Here is a 20,917-nt window from a genome sequence, read left to right as displayed (position 1 = left end):
TCTTGATCCGGCGGTTTGTGCTATAATACTACTATGTGGGTACAACCGTATAAAAAATTGTAAGGAAGATACATGAAAAAGAAAGATCTTATTTTTTATGCTGGGACAGCCGTTTTGTTGGCTTTTTCGACACAACAAGTCAAAGCCGATGAGCAACATGCGTCTGATCAAACACCAGAAAATACATCAGCTATCGTTGCAACAACAACTTCATCAGAAGCACAGAATACCGCGAGCGAAGAAGTGGGAGTTGAGAAAGGTATTCAGACAGAAAATACCGTTGCAACAGAGGCAGCACCTGTCACACCGACTCTTAGCAATAACCAGTCTTCTGACAAGGGCACTAGCGACAAGGTTGTATCAGAGCAACCAGCACCAGCTGTGGTAGCTAGTCGTGCACCATATGGCGCACGCGCACGAGTGGTAGCAGCAAGAAATGAGAGTGTTCCTCAACAGGAATCTCCGGTTTCCGCAGATTTGACTATTGCAAAATCAGAGTCAGACGGCACCTTTACCATTACGGCTAAGAATCTTCAAGGCTTGGATGGTTATGAAGAAGTGAAGATTCCATTCTGGTCTCATGCCAATGGGATGAAAGACATCATCTGGTACACTCCAAATCGTCAAGCAGATGGTTCTTATACCGTAACAGCCAAAGCCAGTGACCACGAAAACGCGGATGGCAAGTACGAAGCGCAAGTCTTCTATGTGGATGCCAAAGGCCAAAACAAGTTTGTCAAGAAAGCCTTTATTGACTACACAGCTCCTAAACCATCTGCTGATCTAACCATTACGAAATCAGAGTCAGACGGCACCTTTACCATTACGGCTAAGAACCTTCAAGGCTTCGATAGCTACAAGGAAGTGAAGATTCCATTCTGGTCTCATGCCAATGGGATGAAAGATATCATCTGGTACACTCCAAGTCGTCAAGCAGATGGTTCATATACTGTAACAGCCAAAGCCAGTGACCACGAAAATGCTGATGGCAAATACGAAGCGCAAGTTTTCTATGTGGATGCTAACGGACAAAACAAGTTTGTCAAGAAAGCCTTTATTGACTACACAGCTCCTAAACCATCAGCCGATCTGACCATTACAAAATCAGAAAAAGACGGTACTTTCACTATTACAGCTAAGAACCTTCAAGGTTTCGATGGTTATAAAGAAGTGAAGATTCCATTCTGGTCTCATGCCAATGGGATGAAAGACATCATCTGGTACACTCCAACTCGCCAGGTAGACGGTTCATATACTGTAACAGCCAAAGCTAGTGACCACGAAAACGCTGATGGTCAGTATGAAGCGCAAGTCTTCTATGTGGATGCCAAAGGACAAAACAAGTTTGTCAAGAAAGACTTTATTGATTTCAAAAATCAATCACGTCCAACTGCTAGTCTCTTAATCCAAAACAACAACAAGGATGCGGGTACCTTTGATATCCTCATTAAGGATGTCTACAATCCTAAAGGTGTGCGAACTGTGCAAGTCCCTACTTGGTCTGATAAGGACGGCCAAGACGATATTCGCTGGTATGAAGCGACTCGCCAATCAAATGGAGACTACAAGGTATCCGTCAAAGCGAGCGATCATAAGAACTCTACTGGTAAGTACCATATTCACCTTTACTATATTCAAAATGATGGTTCTCGTGTGGGTGTCGGTTCAACGACTACAGAAGTTGAATTCCGAAATGCTCAGACGAAGACGCAAACAGGGATCAAGAATGTCAATTCTGGTGCTGGAACCTATACGGTAACAGTGGATCAAGCGCCTCAGGGACGTCGGATTAAGAATATCCGTGTCGCAGCCTGGTCTCAAGCGCACCAAGAAAATCTCTACTGGTATTCAACAGCGCCTTCTGGTATGCATACAGAAGTGCAGGTTTCTGCAGCAAATCACCAGTACCAATCAGGCAACTATACCACTCACGTCTATGTGGATTATGTCGATGGTGGCGTTGAAGGCTTTAACCTTGGTCAAACAGCCCTTCATCCCCGTGCGACTGTAGATCAAACTGCTTTTAGTCCTCGTGTAACGAATGGACAACGGGACCGTGTCTTACGGGCAGCAGCTAGTCTAGTGGGCGTTCGTGGCGGCACTGCAGCTCACCATCAATTGGTCAATGATTATAACAGTGTTAAACCACTTCCGGTTGGTTATGCAGTGAAGACGACCGATGACTGGTGTGATATCTTTGTCACAACAGTCTTCCAGCGGGAAGGTTTGAGCGGTTTGATTGGCCGTGAATGTGGAGTCGAACGTCACATCCAGATTTTCAAACGCTTGGGCATCTGGAATGAAGATGGTACCACTACACCAAAAGCAGGGGACATCATCACCTTTAACTGGGATCAAAATACCCAACAAAACAATGGCTTTGCGGATCACATCGGAATTGTCGAGAGCGTCTCAAATGGGATCATTCACACCATTGAAGGAAACTCCAACAACCAAGTCCGTCGCAATACCTATCGGATCGGACATGGCAATATCCGTGGATTTGCCACCCCACGCTATCAATAATAAAAAAAGAAGCCTGAGGCTTCTTTTTTAGTCTTTCAACCTTTCTTCGAAACTCTTAGAAGGGGCCTCGACTTGGATGATTTCAAGGGTTAATGGATTGGTAAAGGTCAAGCGGTGGGCATGGAGCATGAGTCGCTCTCCTCGTGCAGGGTTATAGAGAGGATCCCCGACAATCGGGTGCCCATGATGGGAGAGATGAACCCGGATCTGATGGGTGCGCCCCGTCTTGAGCTGGCATTTGACCAGGCTATTTCGCCCGATTTTTTTCAGTTGCGTCACCTGAGTTTCTGCATACTGCCCTTTGCGCGGATCGACCAGGCGCTTGCGCCGATCGTGGCGATCGCGTCCGATTTTATCCTTGTAGACGATGGTTTTTTGTGCTAAGCTACCTTGGATCAAGGCCCAGTACTCGCGTTGGATGTTTTTATCTTCCAAAATGCGGTTGAGAATGGGCAGGATAAAAGGATTTTTGGCAAATAAAATTGCTCCGCTGGTTTCCTTGTCTAAGCGGTGCACGACGTAGCAGGTAGATCCAACATAGCTGGAAACATGGTTAAGAAGAGCAATTTCTGTCGGCTCATTAGCATGGGTTTTCATGCCTTCAGGCTTATTGACGATGATGACATGCTCATCCTGATAGAGCTCTTCGACCAGACTCGGGTCTCCGGCTAGGAGCTCTTTTTCAGGGTAATCGTCCGCGTCAAAGATCAGCTGGATCTGGTCTCCTTTTTGAACGGGGCTCTGCCAGTTGATGGTCTCGCCATTGACCAAGACGTGTTTCTTGGTTCGTAAAAAATGCCGGATCTTACGGGGAATGAGGAAGTAGTCCTCAAGCAGTTCTTTCACAGTCATCTGGGGAAAGGATTGTGGAATGGTAAATTGATAGTTCATGACCCTATTGTAGCAAAATCTAAGCTTAAAGAAAACTAAATGGGAGAAGAGGATGAGCTATCTTTTCTTGCTAGGACAAGGATAAGGTGTTACAATAACAGGTATGAATAGAATAAAAGAATTATTTGAAAACCTGATCACTTTTTTTAGAAAGGATCATCCGCCTAAAGCGGTGGCAGAAGAAGTGCCAGACACGGAACTACCAGAAGAGACAGTAGAGCCGACCTATAGTCGCTCAGGCAAGCACAGAAGCAAGCCTCTCTCTCAGCACCCCTTCCGTCGTTTCTGGCGCCGCTTCCATTTGACCAAGATTCTCCTGATCATTGGGCTAGGCTTTAGCCTCTTGACAGGGGGGTATCTCTTCTATCTTGCTAAGACGACCAACGTCAAGGATTTGCAGAATGCACTGAAGGCGACGACCATTATCTATGATAAGAATGGGGACCAGGCGGGAAGTTTGACCGGGCAAAAAGGAACCTATGTCGAACTCGATGCTATTAGTGAGAATCTGCAAAATGCCGTGGTCGCAACAGAGGACCGGAGCTTTTACAAGAATAGCGGGATCAACTATGGTCGCTTCTTTTTAGCGATTTTGACCCTGGGTCGCTCAGGTGGTGGGTCGACCATCACCCAGCAGCTAGCCAAGAATGCTTACCTGTCTCAGGACCAGACGGTGGAGCGTAAGGCCAAGGAATTCTTCCTGGCGCTTGAAATCAATAAGAAATACAGTAAAAAAGAAATCCTCACCATGTACCTCAACAATGCCTATTTTGGAAATGGGGTTTGGGGGATTGAGGATGCTTCCAAGAAGTATTTTGGGGTTTCAGCCAGTCAATTAAGCCTGGATCAGTCTGCTGTTCTCGCAGGTATGCTCAAGGGACCTGAGATCTATAACCCGCTCTATTCAGTAGAGAATGCGACCAATCGCCGCAATACGGTCCTCCAAAATATGGTGGCAGCTGGTTATATTGACCAGAAAACAGCTGATCAGTCAGCGGCTGTGGATATCCATGGTCAGCTGGTCGATGCCTATGAAGGCAAGTCAGAGGACTATCGCTACCCATCCTATTTTGATGCGGTCATCAATGAAGCGGTCAATGAATATGGTCTGACCGAAGAAGACATTGTCAAAAATGGCTACCGGATCTACACCGAGCTGGATCAAAATTACCAAGCAAGCATGCAGGTGATCTATGACAATACAGCCCTCTTCCCAGTAGCAGAAGACGGCACGCGCGCGGAATCTGGTAGTGTCGCCCTCGATCCTAAGACCGGAGGGGTTCGGGCTCTCGTAGGGCGTGTCGGAAGCGATCAAAATCCAGGATTCCGTACCTACAACTACGCGACCCAGGCTGCTCGAAGTCCAGGATCAACCATCAAACCTTTGGTTGTCTATAGCCCAGCTGTTGCTGAAGGTTGGTCGACCAATAAGGAGTTGGACAATAGTACCACCCAATATGGAAGCTATGAGGTCAATAACTACGCGGGAATCCAGTCTAGCCCAACGGTACCGATGTACCAGGCCTTGGCAGAGTCCCTTAACCTTCCAGCCGTAGCGACCGCTAATGATTTGGGTCTTGATACGGTCTTTGAGTACGGGAAAAAATTCGGGCTCAACATGGACAAGGTGGACAAGTCGCTTGCCGTTGCCTTGGGAGCTGGTGTGACAACCAATCCGATGCAGATGGCTCAGGCCTATGGCACCTTTGCTAACGGCGGGGTCATGAATGATGCTCACCTCATTACCAAGATCGAAAATGCAAGTGGCCAAGTGGTCAAGAGCCATAGCCAGAAATCAACCCGAGTGCTCAGTGGTTCAACGACAGATAAGATGACCAATATGATGCTTGGTACCTTCAGTAATGGTACAGGGGTGAACGCTGCGCCTTATGGCTATACCATGGCAGGGAAAACCGGTACGACAGAGACCAGCTTTAACAAGGACCTCTCTGGAGACCAATGGGTGATCGGCTACACGCCAGATGTGGTCATCAGTCAATGGCTTGGTTTCCCAACGACCGATGAAAATCACTACCTGACGGACAGTAGTGCTGGGACGGCATCCGAGATCTTCCGCAATGTTGCCAACAGTGTCCTGCCTTATACAGACGGTACTCAGTTTGACTCGGTGAAGAACTCTTATGCTGAAAATGGCATTGCGCCAGTCGGAGAAGAAACGACAGAAACAGATAGCAAAGAAGACAAAGGTTTCTTTGAGGATGTCAAAGAAAAGGCGTCGAATATGGTCGATGATGCGAAAAAAGCAATCGACGAGGCCGATATCCCAGGAAAAGCGAAAAACGCTTGGGATACCTTCAAAGGCTGGCTTGGTTTCTAATCAAAAAACGATTCAGAAGAATTTCTGAATCGTTTTTTGCAGATTGAAGACAAAGTCTTCTTAGAAACTTTCCTTAGGTGAGTACGGACGTCAGCGAACTTCGAAGAAGTTCCATGACTTAGTTTTGGACCTAAGGTTCCAAAACTCCCGAGTGCTAGAAACAATAGTGTTTCTAGCACTTTTCTCACAGCGGAAAGTTTCTGTTGAAATGATCCTAATAGTATTAATTATTTTAATTTTTAAACGTTACTTAGATTGTTTTATGTAAAATGCAATTTGTCTATATTCTAAAAAGATCCATTCAGAAGAATTTCTGAATCGTTTTTCATTTAAAGTTCACTATCTGACAAGCTAAAGGTATCGCCGTGTTGGAGATCCCCGTACTGGTAGCCTCGTTTGAACCAGCGCATGCGTTGCTCTGAAGTTCCGTGGGTAAAGCTATCTGGCACCGAGTAGCCGTAGGCTTGCTCTTGGAGAGTGTCATCCCCGACTGCATGGGCTGCATTCATGGCTTCTTCGATATCGCCGATATCTAGAAGGTTTCGGTCTTGAATGGAGCGGGCCCAGACACCGGCTAGATAATCAGCTTGTAGCTCAATGCGGACACTGATGGCATTTCGTTCCTTTTCAGAAAGACCTTGTTGCATCCGATGGTATTTACCAAGGATTCCCAGCTCATTTTGCACGTGGTGGCCGACTTCGTGGGCAATCACGTAGGCCATGGCGAAGTCCCCGCTAGCCTTGTATTTGGTTGTTAATTCCTTGTAGAAGCTCATATCCAAATAAATCTTTTTGTCGGTCGGACAGTAGAAGGGACCAGCCGATGCTTGCCCAACCCCACAGCCTGTCTGTGTCCGTCCGGTATAGAAGACTAGTTTGGGCTCATGGTAAGTACGTCCTTCAGCTTGAAAGACCTTGTGCCAATGATCTTCTGTTGTTCCAAGGACCTTGCTGACGAACTCGGCATCTGCATCGTCGACATGGGTCTTGTTGGTGCGCGTGACTTGGGTGGACTGGTAAGGTTGGGAAGAAGTCCCATTTCCAAAGAGACCCCCAAGGCTAGCGCCACCACCTCCTAGAAGAACCAGAAGAAGGATGAGGACGATCTTACTTTTGAAGCTCCCCGGCGATAGTAAGATTTGTAAAATGCCCCCACCAAGGTTACTGTTGCCTGAAGACTGGGAGTAGCTTTGCCCTCGGCGGTCTTCGATATTTCTACTTTCTTTTAGATGATCGCTTTTCATATTCGTCTCCTTTTGTTTTATTTTACCAAAAATGAGGAGAAAACCAGAGTGATAACGCTTTAGATTTGCTTTTTTCTTGACAGGAGATTTTCTGTTCTTGTCAAAACGTGGAAAACTTGCTATAATGGGGTGAACGGAGGCGTTATGGCATTAAAAAAAGCAAGTCTAGCGTGTACGGTTTGTGGGTCACGCAATTACTCCATTAAGTTGAGTGGGACGCCAAAACCAACACGTCTAGAAGTCAATAAATTCTGCAAACATTGCAGTAAGTATACCATCCATAAAGAAACACGATAGGAGAGAGTTGTGAAATTCATTAAAGATATTTTCGTCTTACTAAAAGATACAACTTGGCCAAATCGCAAGGAAAGATGGAAAAACTTTATCTCAGTGATTGAGTACACCGCTTTCTTTGTTGCATTGATTTATTTGTTTGACAAAGTCATTGCACGTGGCCTATTGCACATGATCAATTTCTTTTAAGAAAAGAAGCCATGAGGCTGGGCAACAACTGTCCAGCCTTTGATTTTTGATAGGAATAACTGCAAGACGCAGTGGTTGATTGGCATCTTTGTTCGCTTTTTAAGCTTCAAAGATGGCCTAATCAACTGTGCGGGGGTGGGAAAACGAACTCTTTTTAACCAGCCGGAGTTCTTTCCCACTCCCACTTTTTGTAGTCTTTTCTTAAAAATAAATCAGCAAACCTCTTTGCATTCCTGCAAAATGTGGTATAATGAAGCTAGGAAAAGGAAAGCCAAGAGGCTTTTTTTAGTATGTTCACAAAAGCTCGAGCAGGCTAAACAGAAAGAAAGGATGCCCAAATGGACAGTTTTGATAAAGGCTGGTTTGTACTACAAACCTACTCAGGATATGAAAACAAGGTAAAAGAGAATCTTTTGCAACGTGCGCAAACTTACAATATGTTAGAAAACATCTTGCGTGTAGAGATTCCAACTCAAACCGTACAAGTTGAGAAAAACGGTAAAACAAAAGAAATCGAAGAAAACCGCTTCCCAGGTTATGTCTTGGTAGAAATGGTCATGACAGATGAAGCTTGGTTTGTCGTTCGGAATACACCGAACGTTACTGGTTTCGTCGGATCACACGGGAACCGTTCAAAACCAACTCCATTGTTGGAAGAAGAAATCCGCAGCATCTTGCTCTCTATGGGTCAAACCGTTCAAGAGTTTGACTTGGATGTCAAGGTGGGCGATACAGTTCGTATCATCGACGGTGCCTTCACAGACTATACTGGTAAGATCACTGAAATTGATAACAACAAGGTGAAAATGGTCATTTCTATGTTCGGTAACGATACGGTTGCAGAAGTGAATTTGAACCAAATTGCTGAATTGTAAGAAAAATAGAACCCTCCAAGAAAAACTTGGAGGGTTCTTTGTATGGATCGTTATTGATTTTTATCCAGGCCAGTGATCTTTTTTAACTGCTTGGTTTCTGCAGCAGACGTAACATTGAAGATCTTATTGCCTTGTGTAGAGAAGCTAGATTCATCTCCGTTGCTATCTTTATAGACATAGCTGGTCCCATTTTCTGAACGCATAATGGCATAGGGTTTTCCGAGACGTTCGAGGGCCGTTTTTGGTGTATCGGATTTGGAAATGCTGCCAGTAGACTGGTGGTTGGCATCGCCCCCTCTTAGTCGGAAGGTGATATCTGTTAACACATTATTGCGGAAGAAAGCCATGATATCGCCATTGTCTGTTGCCCAAACATTGACCCCATCGCCAGGATTCGCACTGTCTGTACTACTTACGGGTTGACCAAAGGCTGCAACTACGTCATCGTAACTGCTTCTTTCTTTTGGCCCACCAACCTCTTGTCCATCTTCGGTTCTCAATACAAAACCGGTGGTAGGGTGGAGGTTCTTGAGCTTTTCGATCTCAGGAATGGATGCAGCTCCTGGCACATATTGGAGAGATGCGCCATCATCTGGATCCAAGCTGAAGCGGCCTGAAAAATCATCTGAGCTACTGCTGTCTGAAGAAGTGCTCGACGATTTACTAGATGATGTTTTGGTAGAAGATTGTTTGATCGGTTTTCTAGAGCTAGAAGCTGTTTTTGCTGGTTGCGCAGAATTGGCAGGTGAGCAAGCGGCTAGTGTCACTAGTGAAAGAAGGCCGATCGCAAAGAAACGAATGTTTTTCATAAATACCCTTTCTAATGTGCTTCGCCAATCAGGCGAGGTTTTATTATATCAATAATCAAGGAAAGGAGCAAATGGCAACAAAAAACCCCCCTATTGCTAGGGGAATTTTTAAAAGATAAAAGATGATAAAAAATTTTATTATCAAGGCGGTAGACGGATTTGAACCGACGATCAAGCTTTTGCAGAGCCGTGCCTTACCACTTGGCTATACCGCCATAACATATAATATTGTAACCTAAAAATAAAGATAGGTCAAGAAAAACTTTTTACGTCAAACAACTTTAGAAAACCATTTCATCGTAGGGATTGAAAAAATCTCTCAAATAGCTTGCGAATTCTAGGGATTTCTGCTATACTTATAGAGTTGTCTAAGACAGCAAATACTCATCTCGGATCCATTGTGGCACCGTTGCCCTTGTGGTCGTGCTGCAAGTTGACGTCTGAGAGAGGAGAAAAAAACAAAAAAGGAGAAACTACTCATGGCAGTAATTTCAATGAAACAACTTCTTGAGGCTGGTGTACACTTCGGTCACCAAACTCGTCGCTGGAACCCTAAGATGGCTAAGTACATCTTTACAGAACGTAACGGAATCCACGTGATCGACTTGCAACAAACTGTAAAATATGCAGACCAAGCATACGACTTCATGCGTGATGCAGCTGCAAACGATGCAGTTATCTTGTTCGTAGGTACTAAGAAACAAGCTGCTGATGCTGTTGCAGAAGAAGCTGTTCGTGCAGGTCAATACTTCATCAACCACCGTTGGTTGGGTGGAACTCTTACTAACTGGGGAACAATCCAAAAACGTATCGCTCGTTTGAAAGAAATCAAACGCATGGAAGAAGATGGAACTTTTGAAGTTCTTCCTAAGAAAGAAGTTGCATTGTTGAACAAACAACGCGCTCGTCTTGAAAAATTCTTGGGCGGTATCGAAGACATGCCTCGTATCCCAGACGTAATGTACGTTGTGGATCCACATAAAGAACAAATCGCTGTTAAAGAAGCTAAGAAATTGGGTATCCCAGTTGTAGCGATGGTCGACACAAACACTGACCCAGATGATATCGATGTTATCATCCCAGCGAACGATGACGCTATCCGCGCTGTTAAATTGATCACTGCGAAAATGGCTGACGCTGTTATCGAAGGACGTCAAGGTGAAGACAGTGTTGCTACAGTAGAAGCTGAATTGGCAGCTACTGAAGGTCAAGCTGATTCAATCGAAGAAATCGTTGAAGTTGTAGAAGGCGACAACGCTTAATTTCATTCAATAAGTAACGAACCTAAGAGGGCAGGGCTCAGCCCGACCCTCTTATTTTATTAAAAAATATAGGAGAACAAAAATGGCAGAAATTACAGCTAAGCTTGTAAAAGAATTGCGTGAAAAATCTGGTGCCGGTGTTATGGACGCTAAAAAGGCATTGGTTGAAGTTGAAGGTGATATCGAAAAAGCGATCGAATTGCTTCGCGAAAAAGGTATGGCTAAAGCAGCTAAGAAAGCTGACCGTGTTGCCGCTGAAGGTTTGACTGGTGTTTATGTCAATGGTAACGTTGCAGCAGTAGTTGAAGTAAACGCTGAAACTGACTTCGTTGCGAAAAACGCTCAATTCGTTGAATTGGTAAACGCAACAGCGAAAGTGATCGCTGAAGGTAAACCAGCTAACAACGAAGAAGCTCTTGCTTTGACAATGCCTTCAGGTGAAACTCTTGAAGCTGCATACGTATCTGCAACAGCTACAATCGGTGAAAAAATTTCATTCCGTCGTTTTGCCTTGCTTGAAAAAACAGATGCACAACACTTCGGTGCTTACCAACATAATGGTGGACGTATCGGTGTTATCTCTGTAATCGAAGGTGGAGACGAAGCACTTGCTAAACAAATCTCAATGCACATCGCTGCAATGAAACCAACTGTTCTTTCATACAAAGAATTGGATGAACAATTCGTGAAAGATGAATTGGCACAATTGAACCACGTCATCGACCAAGATAACGAAAGCCGTGCAATGGTTGGTAAACCAGCTCTTCCACACTTGAAATTTGGTTCTAAAGCTCAATTGACTGACGAAGTAGTTGCTCAAGCTGAAGAAGATATCAAAGCTGAATTGGCAGCTGAAGGTAAACCAGAAAAAATCTGGGATAAAATCATCCCAGGTAAAATGGATCGCTTCTTCTTGGACAACACAAAAGTTGACCAAGCCTACACTCTTCTTGCACAAGTCTACATCATGGATGACAGCAAGACAGTTGAAGCTTACCTTGAATCAGTAAATGCTTCAGTTATCGAATTCGTTCGTTTTGAAGTTGGTGAAGGTATTGAAAAAGCTTCAAATGACTTTGAAGCAGAAGTTGCAGCTACAATGGCAGCAGCTCTTAACAACTAAGAATAAAAAATAAGAGGTTTCGAAGGAAACCTCTTTTTTGTAAGATAAATTCATCTAAATAACTTTCCTTAGGTGAGTACGGACGTCAGCGAACTTCAAAGAAGTTCCATGACTTAGTTTTGGACCTAAGGTTCCAAAACTCCCGAGTGCTAGAAACATGATTGTTTCTAGCACTTTTCTCACAGCGGAAAGTTTTAGTAGATGACTGAGTAATTCTAATAAATAAATTTTTTTGTTTTATAGAATTTATTAGATTTTAAAAAAAATAGTTTGTCTATACTCTTAGAGGAACGGAAGCATCTTTTTTGCATGCAAAAACTGAAGCCGTTGCTTCAGTCTTTTGCTTAATGTGCGAAGGTATCGATTCCTAGAAGCAGGGACAGGGTTCCCATGATGAGGCCGGCTAGGATCACTCCGAGCATGACTGCGAGGCTACTGCGTTTGAAGTCCCAGTCAAGGATAGAAGCTGCAAGAGCTCCGGTCCAGGCACCAGTTCCTGGTAAAGGAATGCCGACGAATAGGAGTAGGGCCCAGAAGATTCCTTTGTCTCCTGCAGCTTTCTCTAATTTTTGTCCGCCTCTATGGCCCTTATTGAGACACCAGCTAAAAAAGCCTCCGATGATCGGTTTTTTTGCGCCCCAAGTGAGGATATGGCGGGCGAAGAAGAAGATCAGAGGGACAGGGAGAAGATTTCCGATCACTCCGATCAGGAGCGCTGTCCATAAGGGAATACCATTTGCAATGGCAAAAGGGATGGCCCCGCGCAATTCAACAAGGGGAACCATGGAGATCAGGAAGGTAAAGATATATTTCATTAGTCAAGCCTTTCGATTAGTCTTCTTCATTCTATCGTATCTTCCTTCAATTGACAACTATTCCAGCTTTGGAATGAACTTTTTAAATCTTTTATCTTGACTTTCTGGTGGAGGAAGCATATAATAGAGACATAGTTAATTAGAATCATTATAAAAAAGGAGAAACGATATGACAACTATGAAACATGAAGCAGCTACTGATGTAGCAACTTTTGCACCTTCTAATAAAGAAACTCTTCCAGAAACAAAAGCCCTCTTGAACCAAGTCGTAGCAGATCTCTACGTCGCTCACATTGCCCTTCACCAAGTACACTGGTATATGCGTGGACGTGGCTTTATGGTTTGGCATCCAAAGATGGACGAATACATGGACAGCTTGGATGCAACCTTGGATGAAGTGAGCGAACGCTTGATCACTCTTGGTGGCGCGCCATATTCTAGCATGACTGAATTTTTGGAACACAGCAATATTGAAGAACGCCGTGGAACATTTACGAAAAATGTAGAAGAAAGCTTGACACGTGTTCTTGAAATCTTCCATTACCTTGACGGTCTTTACCAAAAAGCTTTGGATGTTACCGACGCTGAAGGCGACGATGTAACCAACGATATCTTTGTTGGGGCTAAAGCAGAACTTGAAAAGAACATTTGGATGGTGGCAGCTGAACTTGGTCAAGAACCAGGATTATAAGATCATAAAAAAAATAGAAGCCATTGGCTTCTATTTTTTTGGTGTTTTTTCTAGTGGGAAAAATTAGTAGAAATTTATTTAGGAAGGATAAATCCATTCGATGTGAGGTGCGCGTTCTTTAATTTGCTTTTGTATTGTATTAAAATCGGCTCCTTCTGCATTTGAAAAATTCACCTTGTCGAGTAGTTTGTCCTTCTTATCATAAAAATAAAGAAAGCGATCTGTATAAGTAACATCGTTAGCGGAGCTAGTCTTTATTTTGTATTCTATTTTATGGATGTCGCTATATTTCATCTGTAACTGGTTTCGATATGCATTTCCAATAGTATAGATAGCATCATCAGTGATAGTGAGGAGGGGAGGCTCAATTGCTGTCATCCCATTGTAGCAGGCGATAAGTAAGAAGGAAGCGATAGAAAATCCGGTGAATACAAGAAAAAGAAAAAGAAAATCATCATTATTTCTTGAACTTGAAAGCTGAGAGGCTTCGGTATTCCTTGCGGACGTGATTTGATTCTGGGTTGAAGAGTAGTGAAGTTCTTGCCTTGAACTAGAGAAGGTCCCTTGGGGAGTTGATTTTACTTGAGAACCTGATTGGATTGCTTGAAATAGAAAAATTAAAATCATCACGATTATAGGAACGATAGAATAGGAATAAGAAATTTTTTCTTTTTTATATTCTATTTTTTCACTCATAGGTAAACCTCATTTTTTTACATTAGTTGAACCATTTTATCATATTTTTATTACGGGTAGGTAACAAATAAAGCTTGTTTGTACTAATTAAAGGAATTCTTAATCTAACTATAGTTGGAGCGAAATCGAGGCCTATCGCTCCTATTTTTTTGGTATAGTTAATATGTGATTTTCTGTAAGCGTTCGCAGGTATAAGAAAGCGCTTACAAATTGAATAGTTAATCCTAAGAGGAGGTTTTTATGGGAAAGTCTTTTTTTGAAAAGCGTCCTGTTTTTAGTATTCGTAAGCTCTCAGTTGGAGCTTGTTCTGTTGTGATTGGGATTTCGGCCTTGGGTCTTTCAAGGGTCCATGCGGAAGAAAAGCCAGCCCTCGAAAGTGAACCGACTTCGATGGAGACACCAAGTGTTGTAACGGAAAATTCAGAAACGGAAGTTCCTGAAGCTGGTGCAAGGGTTTCAGAAGCTCCAGCTGTCATCACCCCTACCAGAGCTGAGGGAAAGCCGGCGCCTCAAGGCGAAGGCCAGCCCGTTTCAGCTTCATCTGAGCGTGCTACAGGAACGGAAGAAACAGCTGCTCCAGATCAAAATCGTGTAGCGGAGGATATTGTGCAAGATCGAGAACGTGATTTTAATAAAGATTGGTATTTTAAATTAAATGCAGCTCCTGGTGCAGAAGGGCGTCAAGTGGATGTCAAGGATTGGAAAAAATTAGATCTTCCTCATGACTGGTCTATTTTCTTTGATTTCGATCACAACTCTCCTGCTCAAAATGAAGGGGGGCAATTAAACGGAGGGGATGCTTGGTATCGTAAGACCTTCCGTTTGGACGACAAGGATCTAGATAAGAAGGTCCGCTTGGAATTTGGCGGGGTTTATATGGATTCCAAAGTCTATGTAAACGGACAATTCGTTGGTCATTATCCAAATGGCTACAATGCCTTTTCTTATGATATTACTCCTTATTTGAATGCGGATGGAAGCGAGAATACCATCGCCGTTCATGTGGTCAATCAACAACCAAGTAGCCGTTGGTATTCTGGTAGCGGAATTTACCGGGATGTTAAGCTGAGTGTAACGGACAAGGTTCATTTAGCGCAGTATGGGACTACGATTACGACCCCTCAGTTAGAAAAACAGCAAAATGGGGCAGTAGATACAGTGGTGAAGAGCCGCATTGTCAACCAGGATGATCAAGCCCATAGTGTGTATGCGGAATATGAAATTGTCGATCAAAATGGCCAAGTGGTGAGCGAAAAAACGCGCAGTGAAGCGCAAGCTGTTCTAGCAGGTCAAGAGATCAACCTATCTCAAACCCTCCATGTTGAAAAACCAACCCTCTGGGATGTGAAAACGGATCATCCAGCTCTCTATACCTTGTATACGCGGGTTTATCGGGATTCGCAGTTGGTCGATGTGCAAAAGGAACGCTTTGGTTATCGCTATCTCAACTGGACACCAGAAGGTGGCTTCTTCCTCAATGGGGTGGCGACGAAATTCCACGGGGTATCCCTTCACCATGACCACGGGGCTCTTGGAGCTGAGGAAAATTACAAGGCTGAATACCGTCGTCTCAAACAGATGAAGGACATGGGAGTCAATGCCATCCGGACGACCCACAACCCAGCCAGTGAACAAACCTTAAAAATTGCTGCTGAGTTGGGCTTGATGGTTCAAGAAGAAGCTTTTGATACCTGGTATGGTGGTAAGAAACAATACGATTACGGTCGTTTCTTTGAAAAGGATGCCACTCACCCAGAAGCTCGTAAGGGGGATACTTGGTCCGATTACGATCTACGAACCATGGTAGAGCGGGGCAAGAACAATCCAGCCATTGTCATGTGGTCAATCGGTAACGAAGTCGGTGAAGCAGATGGTTCAGACAAATCTGTCGCAACTGTTCGTCGCTTGGTCAAGACCATCAAGGACGTGGATGCAACCCGCTATGTCACCATGGGAGCTGATAAATTCCGCTTTGGCGATGGATCAGGAGGCCATGAAAAGGTAGCAGCAGAGCTCGATGCGGTTGGATTTAACTATTCAGAAGCCAACTATGAAAGCTTACGGGCCAAACATCCAAACTGGCTCATTTATGGTTCTGAAACTTCTTCTGCAACGCGGACACGGGGCTCTTACTATCACCCTGAAAGAGAATGGATCGGCAGCAACCAAGAAGACCGCCATTATGAACAATCAGACTACGGCAATGACCGGGTTGGTTGGGGTCGGACTGCAACCGCCTCTTGGACCTTTGACCGTGATCATGCCGGCTATGCAGGACAATTCATCTGGACTGGTACGGACTATATTGGCGAGCCAACCCCATGGCACAACCAAAATGACACACCTGTGAAAAGTTCTTATTTTGGTATTGTCGATACTGCCGGCCTTCCAAAGAATGATTTTTACCTCTACCAAAGTCAATGGGTGTCAGCTGAGAAACATCCAATGGTCCATCTCTTGCCACATTGGAACTGGGACAATCCAGAATTAGCCAATCGTGTCATGGATGAAGAAGGACGGATTCCTGTTCGGACCTTCTCCAATGCCCACAGTGTGGAATTGATTGTCAATGGGGAATCACAAGGAGTGAAGACCTTTACCAAGAAGACCACAGCTGATGGCCGGACCTACCAAGAAGGGGCAAATCCGGATGAACTTTATCTAGAGTGGTTGGTCCCATATGTACCAGGTAAGGTGGAAGCTATTGCGCGCAACGAAGCGGGAGAAGTGATTGCGAAAGATCAAGTCGAAACAGCCGGCAAGGCTGCGGGTGTTCGTTTGTTGAAAGAAGAACACGCGATCGCAGCGGACGGTAAGGATTTGACCTATATTACCTATGAAATCGTCGATGAAGAAGGTCGTGTCGTACCAACTGCCAATAATTTGGTGCATTTCCATTTGCATGGACAAGGCCAAATTGTCGGTGTCGATAATGGGGAGCAAGCCAGCCGTGAACGCTACAAAGCGCAGGAAGATGGCTCATGGCAACGCAAAGCCTTCAACGGCAAAGGGGTTGTGATTGTCAAATCAACTGAGCAGGCAGGTGCCTTTACTCTGTATGCAGACTCAGATCGCTTGCAATCAGACCAGGTCAGCCTCTTTACAGGTAAGAAGGACCAAGCAGAACGCACTGTATTAGGTGTGGAACCTGTTCGACAAAGTGCTTATCTAGGAGAAAAACCAACCTTGCCAAGTAAGGTCAATGTGGTCTATAGTGATGGCAAGGCCCAAGAAGAAGCTGTTGAATGGGATGCGGCAGACTATAGCCGTGCTGGCCAAGTCCGTGTGACAGGTCATGTTCAAGGACGCACGGTCGAAGCTCTGGTCGATGTGATCGGCGTGGAACAAGTCCTTCCAGTCATCAAACAAATCCCACAGGGAGCAGATCTAGCAACAGTGGATAAGGCTGTGCAATTAGTCTTCACTGATGGGACCACTGCCCACTATGAGGTCGATCAATGGACCTTGGAAGCTGGTCAAGAAGATCAATTGTCTACACCGGGAGCACGCTTGAAGGCGACAGGACTCCTAGGCAATGGGGAAACGGTCCAAGCGACACTAGTGGTTGCAGGAGGAGATGTAACCAAGGCTAAGAAACCAACGGTTCAGCTAGATGGAGTAGCTCTTCCAAAATTTGGTAGTGGCAACCATACCATTTTCCGTTCCCTCGCTTATGGTCAAGAGCCAGGTCAAGTCACAGCAAGTGCAGAAAATGCTCAAGTGACGGTCCTACAAGCTAATCGTGAAAATGGTTTGAAGGCTCAAATTTTTGTGACTGCTAAGGATACGGGAGCTGTACAGACCTATGTAGTTCAATTCCAAGAAGAAAGTCCGCAGATCCAGCGCCTAGAATTGCGTCTGCCAGAAGGACAGGAACTCAAGGAAGACCAAACGGTACCACTTGAAGTCATTGCCCATTACCAAGATGGTAGCCAGGCAAGTCTCAAAGCAGATCAAATCGATGTGAAGACAAGAGCTGGTAGCCAAGGAAAAGCCGTCGCAACCAATAAAGGTTTGGAATTGCGAGAAGCAGGATTGGTTCATTTAGAAGCCAACTTCCAAGGACAAACGGGAGAAGTCAGCTTTACCATCACACCAAATCCTGAAGAAAAGACGGTTGTCAAGGTGCGTCCTGTACGGATTAGTACAGATCGAAACATTTTGCCAGCTCTTCCAGAGACCGTCTTGGTCGAGTATGATAAGGGATTCCCTAAAGAAAAACGCGTGACCTGGGATGCTGTAACCGCAGATCAAGTCAAGGATTACCATAGCTTTACAGTCACCGGTCATGTAGAGGGTGTGGAAAAAGAAGCCCAAGCTCAAGTGACGGTTGAAGGCATTATCGCTGTAGAAGAAGTCAGCACTACCACTCCAGTCGGAGAAAAACCAGCCCTTCCAGAAAGCGTGCGGACCTATCACTCTAATGGTAAGACCTATACAGCTAAGGTGACCTGGGATGCGGTCGATCCGCAACTCTTGGCCCAAGAAGGAGAAGTTGTTCTCTCTGGTCGTGTAGAAGGAACGGATCTTCCAACCCGTCTTCATATTCGTGTTTCTAGCAACACGGTCAAGGGAGCCAATGTAGCAGAGCAATGGACAGGATCTGTCTTGCCACTCGCTTTTGCAAGTGACTCTAACGATGCAGATCCAGTTGCTAAGGTCAATGACAAGGTCATCTCCTTTACCGATGCTCCAGCTAACCGTTGGACCAACTGGGGTCGTGACAATGCGGAAGATTCTGTCGGTATCTTGTTTGGGGACTCTGGTATCTTGACCAAGCGAGCAGTGGACAACCTCCATGTTGGTTTCCACGAAGACCACGGCGTTGGGGCTCCAAGTGAATATGTGATTGAGTACTATACAGGGGAACAAATCCCAACAGTTCCAAGCAATCCAAATCGTGTTAAAGACGAAACAGACCATCCATTTAACAATCCAGCTAACTGGAAAGAAGTCAGCAACCTAACCGTTGAAGAACCGGTAGCAGCTGGTAAGATGAATCATTTCAGTTTTGATAAAGTCGACACCTATGCCGTTCGGATCCGCATGAAGACACCAGAAGGCAAACGTGGAAGCTCTATTTCAGAGATTCAGATCTTTGCCAATAAGGTGGCGGCAGAAGAAAAGAGCCAGTTGACCATTCGCGTCAATGGCGATGTATTACCAGGTGTCAACCCAAGTGTGACCGATTACTACATCGATGCGCGTGATCGGGCTTATCCACAAGTGGAAGCGACAGCCAGCCATCACGGTCTTGCAACGGTTGTGCCAAGCGTCCATGAAGGGGAGCCAATCCGTGTCATCCATAAAGCGGAAGATGGGACCATCTTACAAGAATACCGTCTCCATCTCACAAGCGATGCAGAAAAACTGAAACAAGCTACTCCAGTAGCAGTGGAAGCAGGTAGCCGTTTTGTGAAAGTCGGTCAAGATCTGGTTCTACCATCTACCGTAGGTGTCTACTTCCAAGGGGATACAGGCTATGAACGCAAGGAACTGACGGTGGACTGGAAGCCTCTACCAGCTGATGCGCTTTCTCACGAAGGTAGCTTCACGCTGGAAGGAAAAGTCATTGGCTATGATCTGACAGCTCAGCTGACCGTCCGGGTGTCAGAAAAGACAGGAGAAAACCTCTCTGTGAACCGTGACTACAATGCAGAAGATACCAGGGCATTTGCTAGTGAAACCAATGATCTCGATCCAAATCAAATCGACTATATCGATTACATCAATGATGGTGGCTACAACGAGTACTATCGCTGGACCAACTGGAAGAGAGAACCGGATCAAACTGAAGTATTTGCTGGTCTTATCTTCAAGAAAAATGGTCAAGTAACAGAGCGTTTGGTCAATAAAGTAGCGGTCGACTTCTTTGCAGATCAGGAAACAGGTCTGCCAACGAAAACTGTTCTTGAACGCTACATTGGTCCAGACTTTGATGTCCCAGATGATTACGGCAATCTGAAAAATCTTCCAGATCATCCATTTAACCAGGCCTCTAACTGGGAAGAAATCCCGTATAGCTTGGATTATGCCTTTGAACCTGGTTATATCTCTAACCTCAGCTTCAACGAAACCAGAACGAAAGCCATCCGTTTAAGAATGGTCCGTGATGAACATCTAAAAGGAATTGGAATCGTTGAATTGAGCGCCTATGCTCCAACAGAAGAGGCCCAGGCAACAACTGACGTTACGATCCAAGTGAATGGCAAAGACCTAGAAGGTTTTAAACCAGATGTGACAGATTATCATCTAGAGTATGAGGGAGAACGTCCAATCGTTTCAGCACAAGGCAAGAATGGAACAGCCGTTACGGTAATCGATGCTAAAAGTGTCAATGCTCCAGTTCTTGTCAAGGTTGTCTCAGAAGATGGCAAGCTCGAAAAAGTATATCAACTTTCTCTCTCTGCAAAATCACCTACAGGCTCAGCTATTCCTGAAGAAGGGGTTAAGAATCTGGTCCATACCAAACCAGAGTTGGTGATTGAGCCAGAAGAGATGGACTTTGAACGCTTAGAACGTCCAAATGCGGATCTTCCAAAAGGTGAGAAACGTGTGGTTCAAGAAGGTCAAAAAGGTCGCAAATTGCGCTTGGTGGAAGTCTCTCAAGAAAATGGTGTGGAAAGCCGGAAGGAACTAGATGCCTTTGTAGAACTAGATCCAGTGGCAGAAATCACAGAGGTGGGCACGAAAGAAGTACTTCCAGATACTCCACAACCAGAGCCACAGCCGCAACCGCAGCCGCAACCGCAGCCACAACCACAACCACAACCAGAACCAGAACCAGAACCACAACCGCTTCCTAACCCAGAGCGCCCTCATGTTTCAGAAGGACCAGTAGCTATCGCAACTCCTCAAGCATCTCTTGAGGTCAAAGCGGTGCGCCAGGAAGGGATAGATGCAGTAGTGAAGGAAGTCGAGAAAGAAACTCAAACACCAGCAGTTTCAGCTGCTCCAGTTTCCGAAGGTAGATTACCAAATACAGGAACGGAAGAAAGCGTCGCAAGCCTCGTTGCTGGAATCTTAGCGGCAGGCCTTGCCAGTGCTGTGCTGGACGATCAGAAAAAAAGAGCCAAAAAGGCCAAATAAAACAGCTAGAGAAACTAGCTAAAAACGGTGAAAAGTTCACAGGTAAAAAGAAGGAGGATGGGGAAGCCCACCCTC

General features: G+C 45.0%; 14 protein-coding genes and 1 tRNA gene. 9 read left to right on the top strand and 6 right to left on the bottom strand.

The window, feature by feature from the left end:
* Nucleotides 1-72 precede the first annotated feature (72 nt).
* Complete coding sequence (locus H7T92_RS07470) at nt 73-2,526, top strand: GBS Bsp-like repeat-containing protein (protein WP_201037427.1); 2,454 nt, start codon at nt 73-75, stop codon at nt 2,524-2,526.
* 27 nt (nt 2,527-2,553) lie between these two features.
* On the opposite strand, the gene H7T92_RS07465 is transcribed toward H7T92_RS07470, so the two are convergent.
* Nucleotides 2,554-3,417, bottom strand: coding sequence for an RluA family pseudouridine synthase (locus tag H7T92_RS07465; RefSeq protein WP_201037426.1), 864 nt, complete (start codon nt 3,415-3,417; stop codon nt 2,554-2,556).
* Between the two features lie 103 nt (nt 3,418-3,520).
* Between H7T92_RS07465 and pbp2a the strand changes: the two genes are divergently transcribed.
* A complete protein-coding gene (gene pbp2a / locus H7T92_RS07460) occupies nt 3,521-5,755 on the top strand; it encodes a penicillin-binding protein PBP2A (RefSeq protein WP_023919836.1) in 2,235 nt (744 codons plus the stop codon).
* 329 nt (nt 5,756-6,084) lie between these two features.
* Here the strand turns inward: pbp2a and ypfJ are convergent, their stop codons facing one another.
* Nucleotides 6,085-6,999, bottom strand: a complete 915-nt coding sequence (gene ypfJ, locus H7T92_RS07455) for a KPN_02809 family neutral zinc metallopeptidase (RefSeq protein ID WP_049472712.1) — start codon at nt 6,997-6,999, stop codon at nt 6,085-6,087.
* A 144-nt stretch (nt 7,000-7,143) separates the two neighbouring features.
* Between ypfJ and rpmG the strand changes: the two genes are divergently transcribed.
* From rpmG to nusG, 3 genes are all read left to right on the top strand, one after another.
* The gene (rpmG, locus tag H7T92_RS07450) at nt 7,144-7,296 is read left to right on the top strand and encodes a 50S ribosomal protein L33 (RefSeq protein ID WP_003009043.1); all 153 of its coding nucleotides are present in this window, start codon (nt 7,144-7,146) and stop codon (nt 7,294-7,296) included.
* Between the two features lie 9 nt (nt 7,297-7,305).
* Nucleotides 7,306-7,482, top strand: a complete 177-nt coding sequence (gene secE / locus H7T92_RS07445; protein ID WP_003002261.1) for a preprotein translocase subunit SecE — start codon at nt 7,306-7,308, stop codon at nt 7,480-7,482.
* A 338-nt stretch (nt 7,483-7,820) separates the two neighbouring features.
* Nucleotides 7,821-8,357: a transcription termination/antitermination protein NusG gene (nusG, locus tag H7T92_RS07440; protein WP_003002077.1), complete on the top strand. Its 537-nt coding sequence runs from the start codon at nt 7,821-7,823 to the stop codon at nt 8,355-8,357.
* A gap of 50 nt (nt 8,358-8,407) precedes the next feature.
* Here nusG and H7T92_RS07435 read toward each other — a convergent pair whose 3' ends face one another.
* Entirely contained in the window at nt 8,408-9,166 is a 759-nt protein-coding gene (locus tag H7T92_RS07435) for a hypothetical protein (protein WP_201037425.1), read from the bottom strand.
* A 144-nt stretch (nt 9,167-9,310) separates the two neighbouring features.
* Nucleotides 9,311-9,381 (bottom strand) — tRNA-Cys (locus H7T92_RS07430).
* Nucleotides 9,382-9,645: 264 nt separating this feature from the next.
* Here H7T92_RS07430 and rpsB point away from each other — a divergent pair.
* Nucleotides 9,646-10,428, top strand: a complete 783-nt coding sequence (rpsB, locus tag H7T92_RS07425; protein ID WP_003002189.1) for a 30S ribosomal protein S2 — start codon at nt 9,646-9,648, stop codon at nt 10,426-10,428.
* 82 nt (nt 10,429-10,510) lie between these two features.
* Entirely contained in the window at nt 10,511-11,551 is a 1,041-nt protein-coding gene (tsf, locus tag H7T92_RS07420; protein WP_003001949.1) for a translation elongation factor Ts, read from the top strand.
* Between the two features lie 344 nt (nt 11,552-11,895).
* Here tsf and H7T92_RS07415 read toward each other — a convergent pair whose 3' ends face one another.
* Nucleotides 11,896-12,366: a COG2426 family protein gene (locus tag H7T92_RS07415; RefSeq protein ID WP_003002130.1), complete on the bottom strand. Its 471-nt coding sequence runs from the start codon at nt 12,364-12,366 to the stop codon at nt 11,896-11,898.
* 169 nt (nt 12,367-12,535) lie between these two features.
* Between H7T92_RS07415 and H7T92_RS07410 the strand changes: the two genes are divergently transcribed.
* Complete coding sequence (locus tag H7T92_RS07410; protein ID WP_003001978.1) at nt 12,536-13,057, top strand: Dps family protein; 522 nt, start codon at nt 12,536-12,538, stop codon at nt 13,055-13,057.
* A gap of 78 nt (nt 13,058-13,135) precedes the next feature.
* On the opposite strand, the gene H7T92_RS07405 is transcribed toward H7T92_RS07410, so the two are convergent.
* Nucleotides 13,136-13,753: a hypothetical protein gene (locus H7T92_RS07405; protein ID WP_049474192.1), complete on the bottom strand. Its 618-nt coding sequence runs from the start codon at nt 13,751-13,753 to the stop codon at nt 13,136-13,138.
* Nucleotides 13,754-13,993: 240 nt separating this feature from the next.
* On the opposite strand from H7T92_RS07405, the gene H7T92_RS07400 reads away from it, so the two are divergent.
* Nucleotides 13,994-20,842, top strand: a complete 6,849-nt coding sequence (locus tag H7T92_RS07400; RefSeq protein ID WP_201037424.1) for an Ig-like domain-containing protein — start codon at nt 13,994-13,996, stop codon at nt 20,840-20,842.
* Nucleotides 20,843-20,917 lie beyond the last annotated feature (75 nt).

Source organism: Streptococcus parasanguinis (assembly GCF_016648855.1).
In the GTDB taxonomy this organism is placed as follows: Bacteria; Bacillota; Bacilli; order Lactobacillales; family Streptococcaceae; genus Streptococcus; species Streptococcus parasanguinis_L.
The sequence above is the reverse complement of the archived record's forward strand: the minus strand, read 5'-3'. Positions and strand labels throughout refer to the sequence as shown.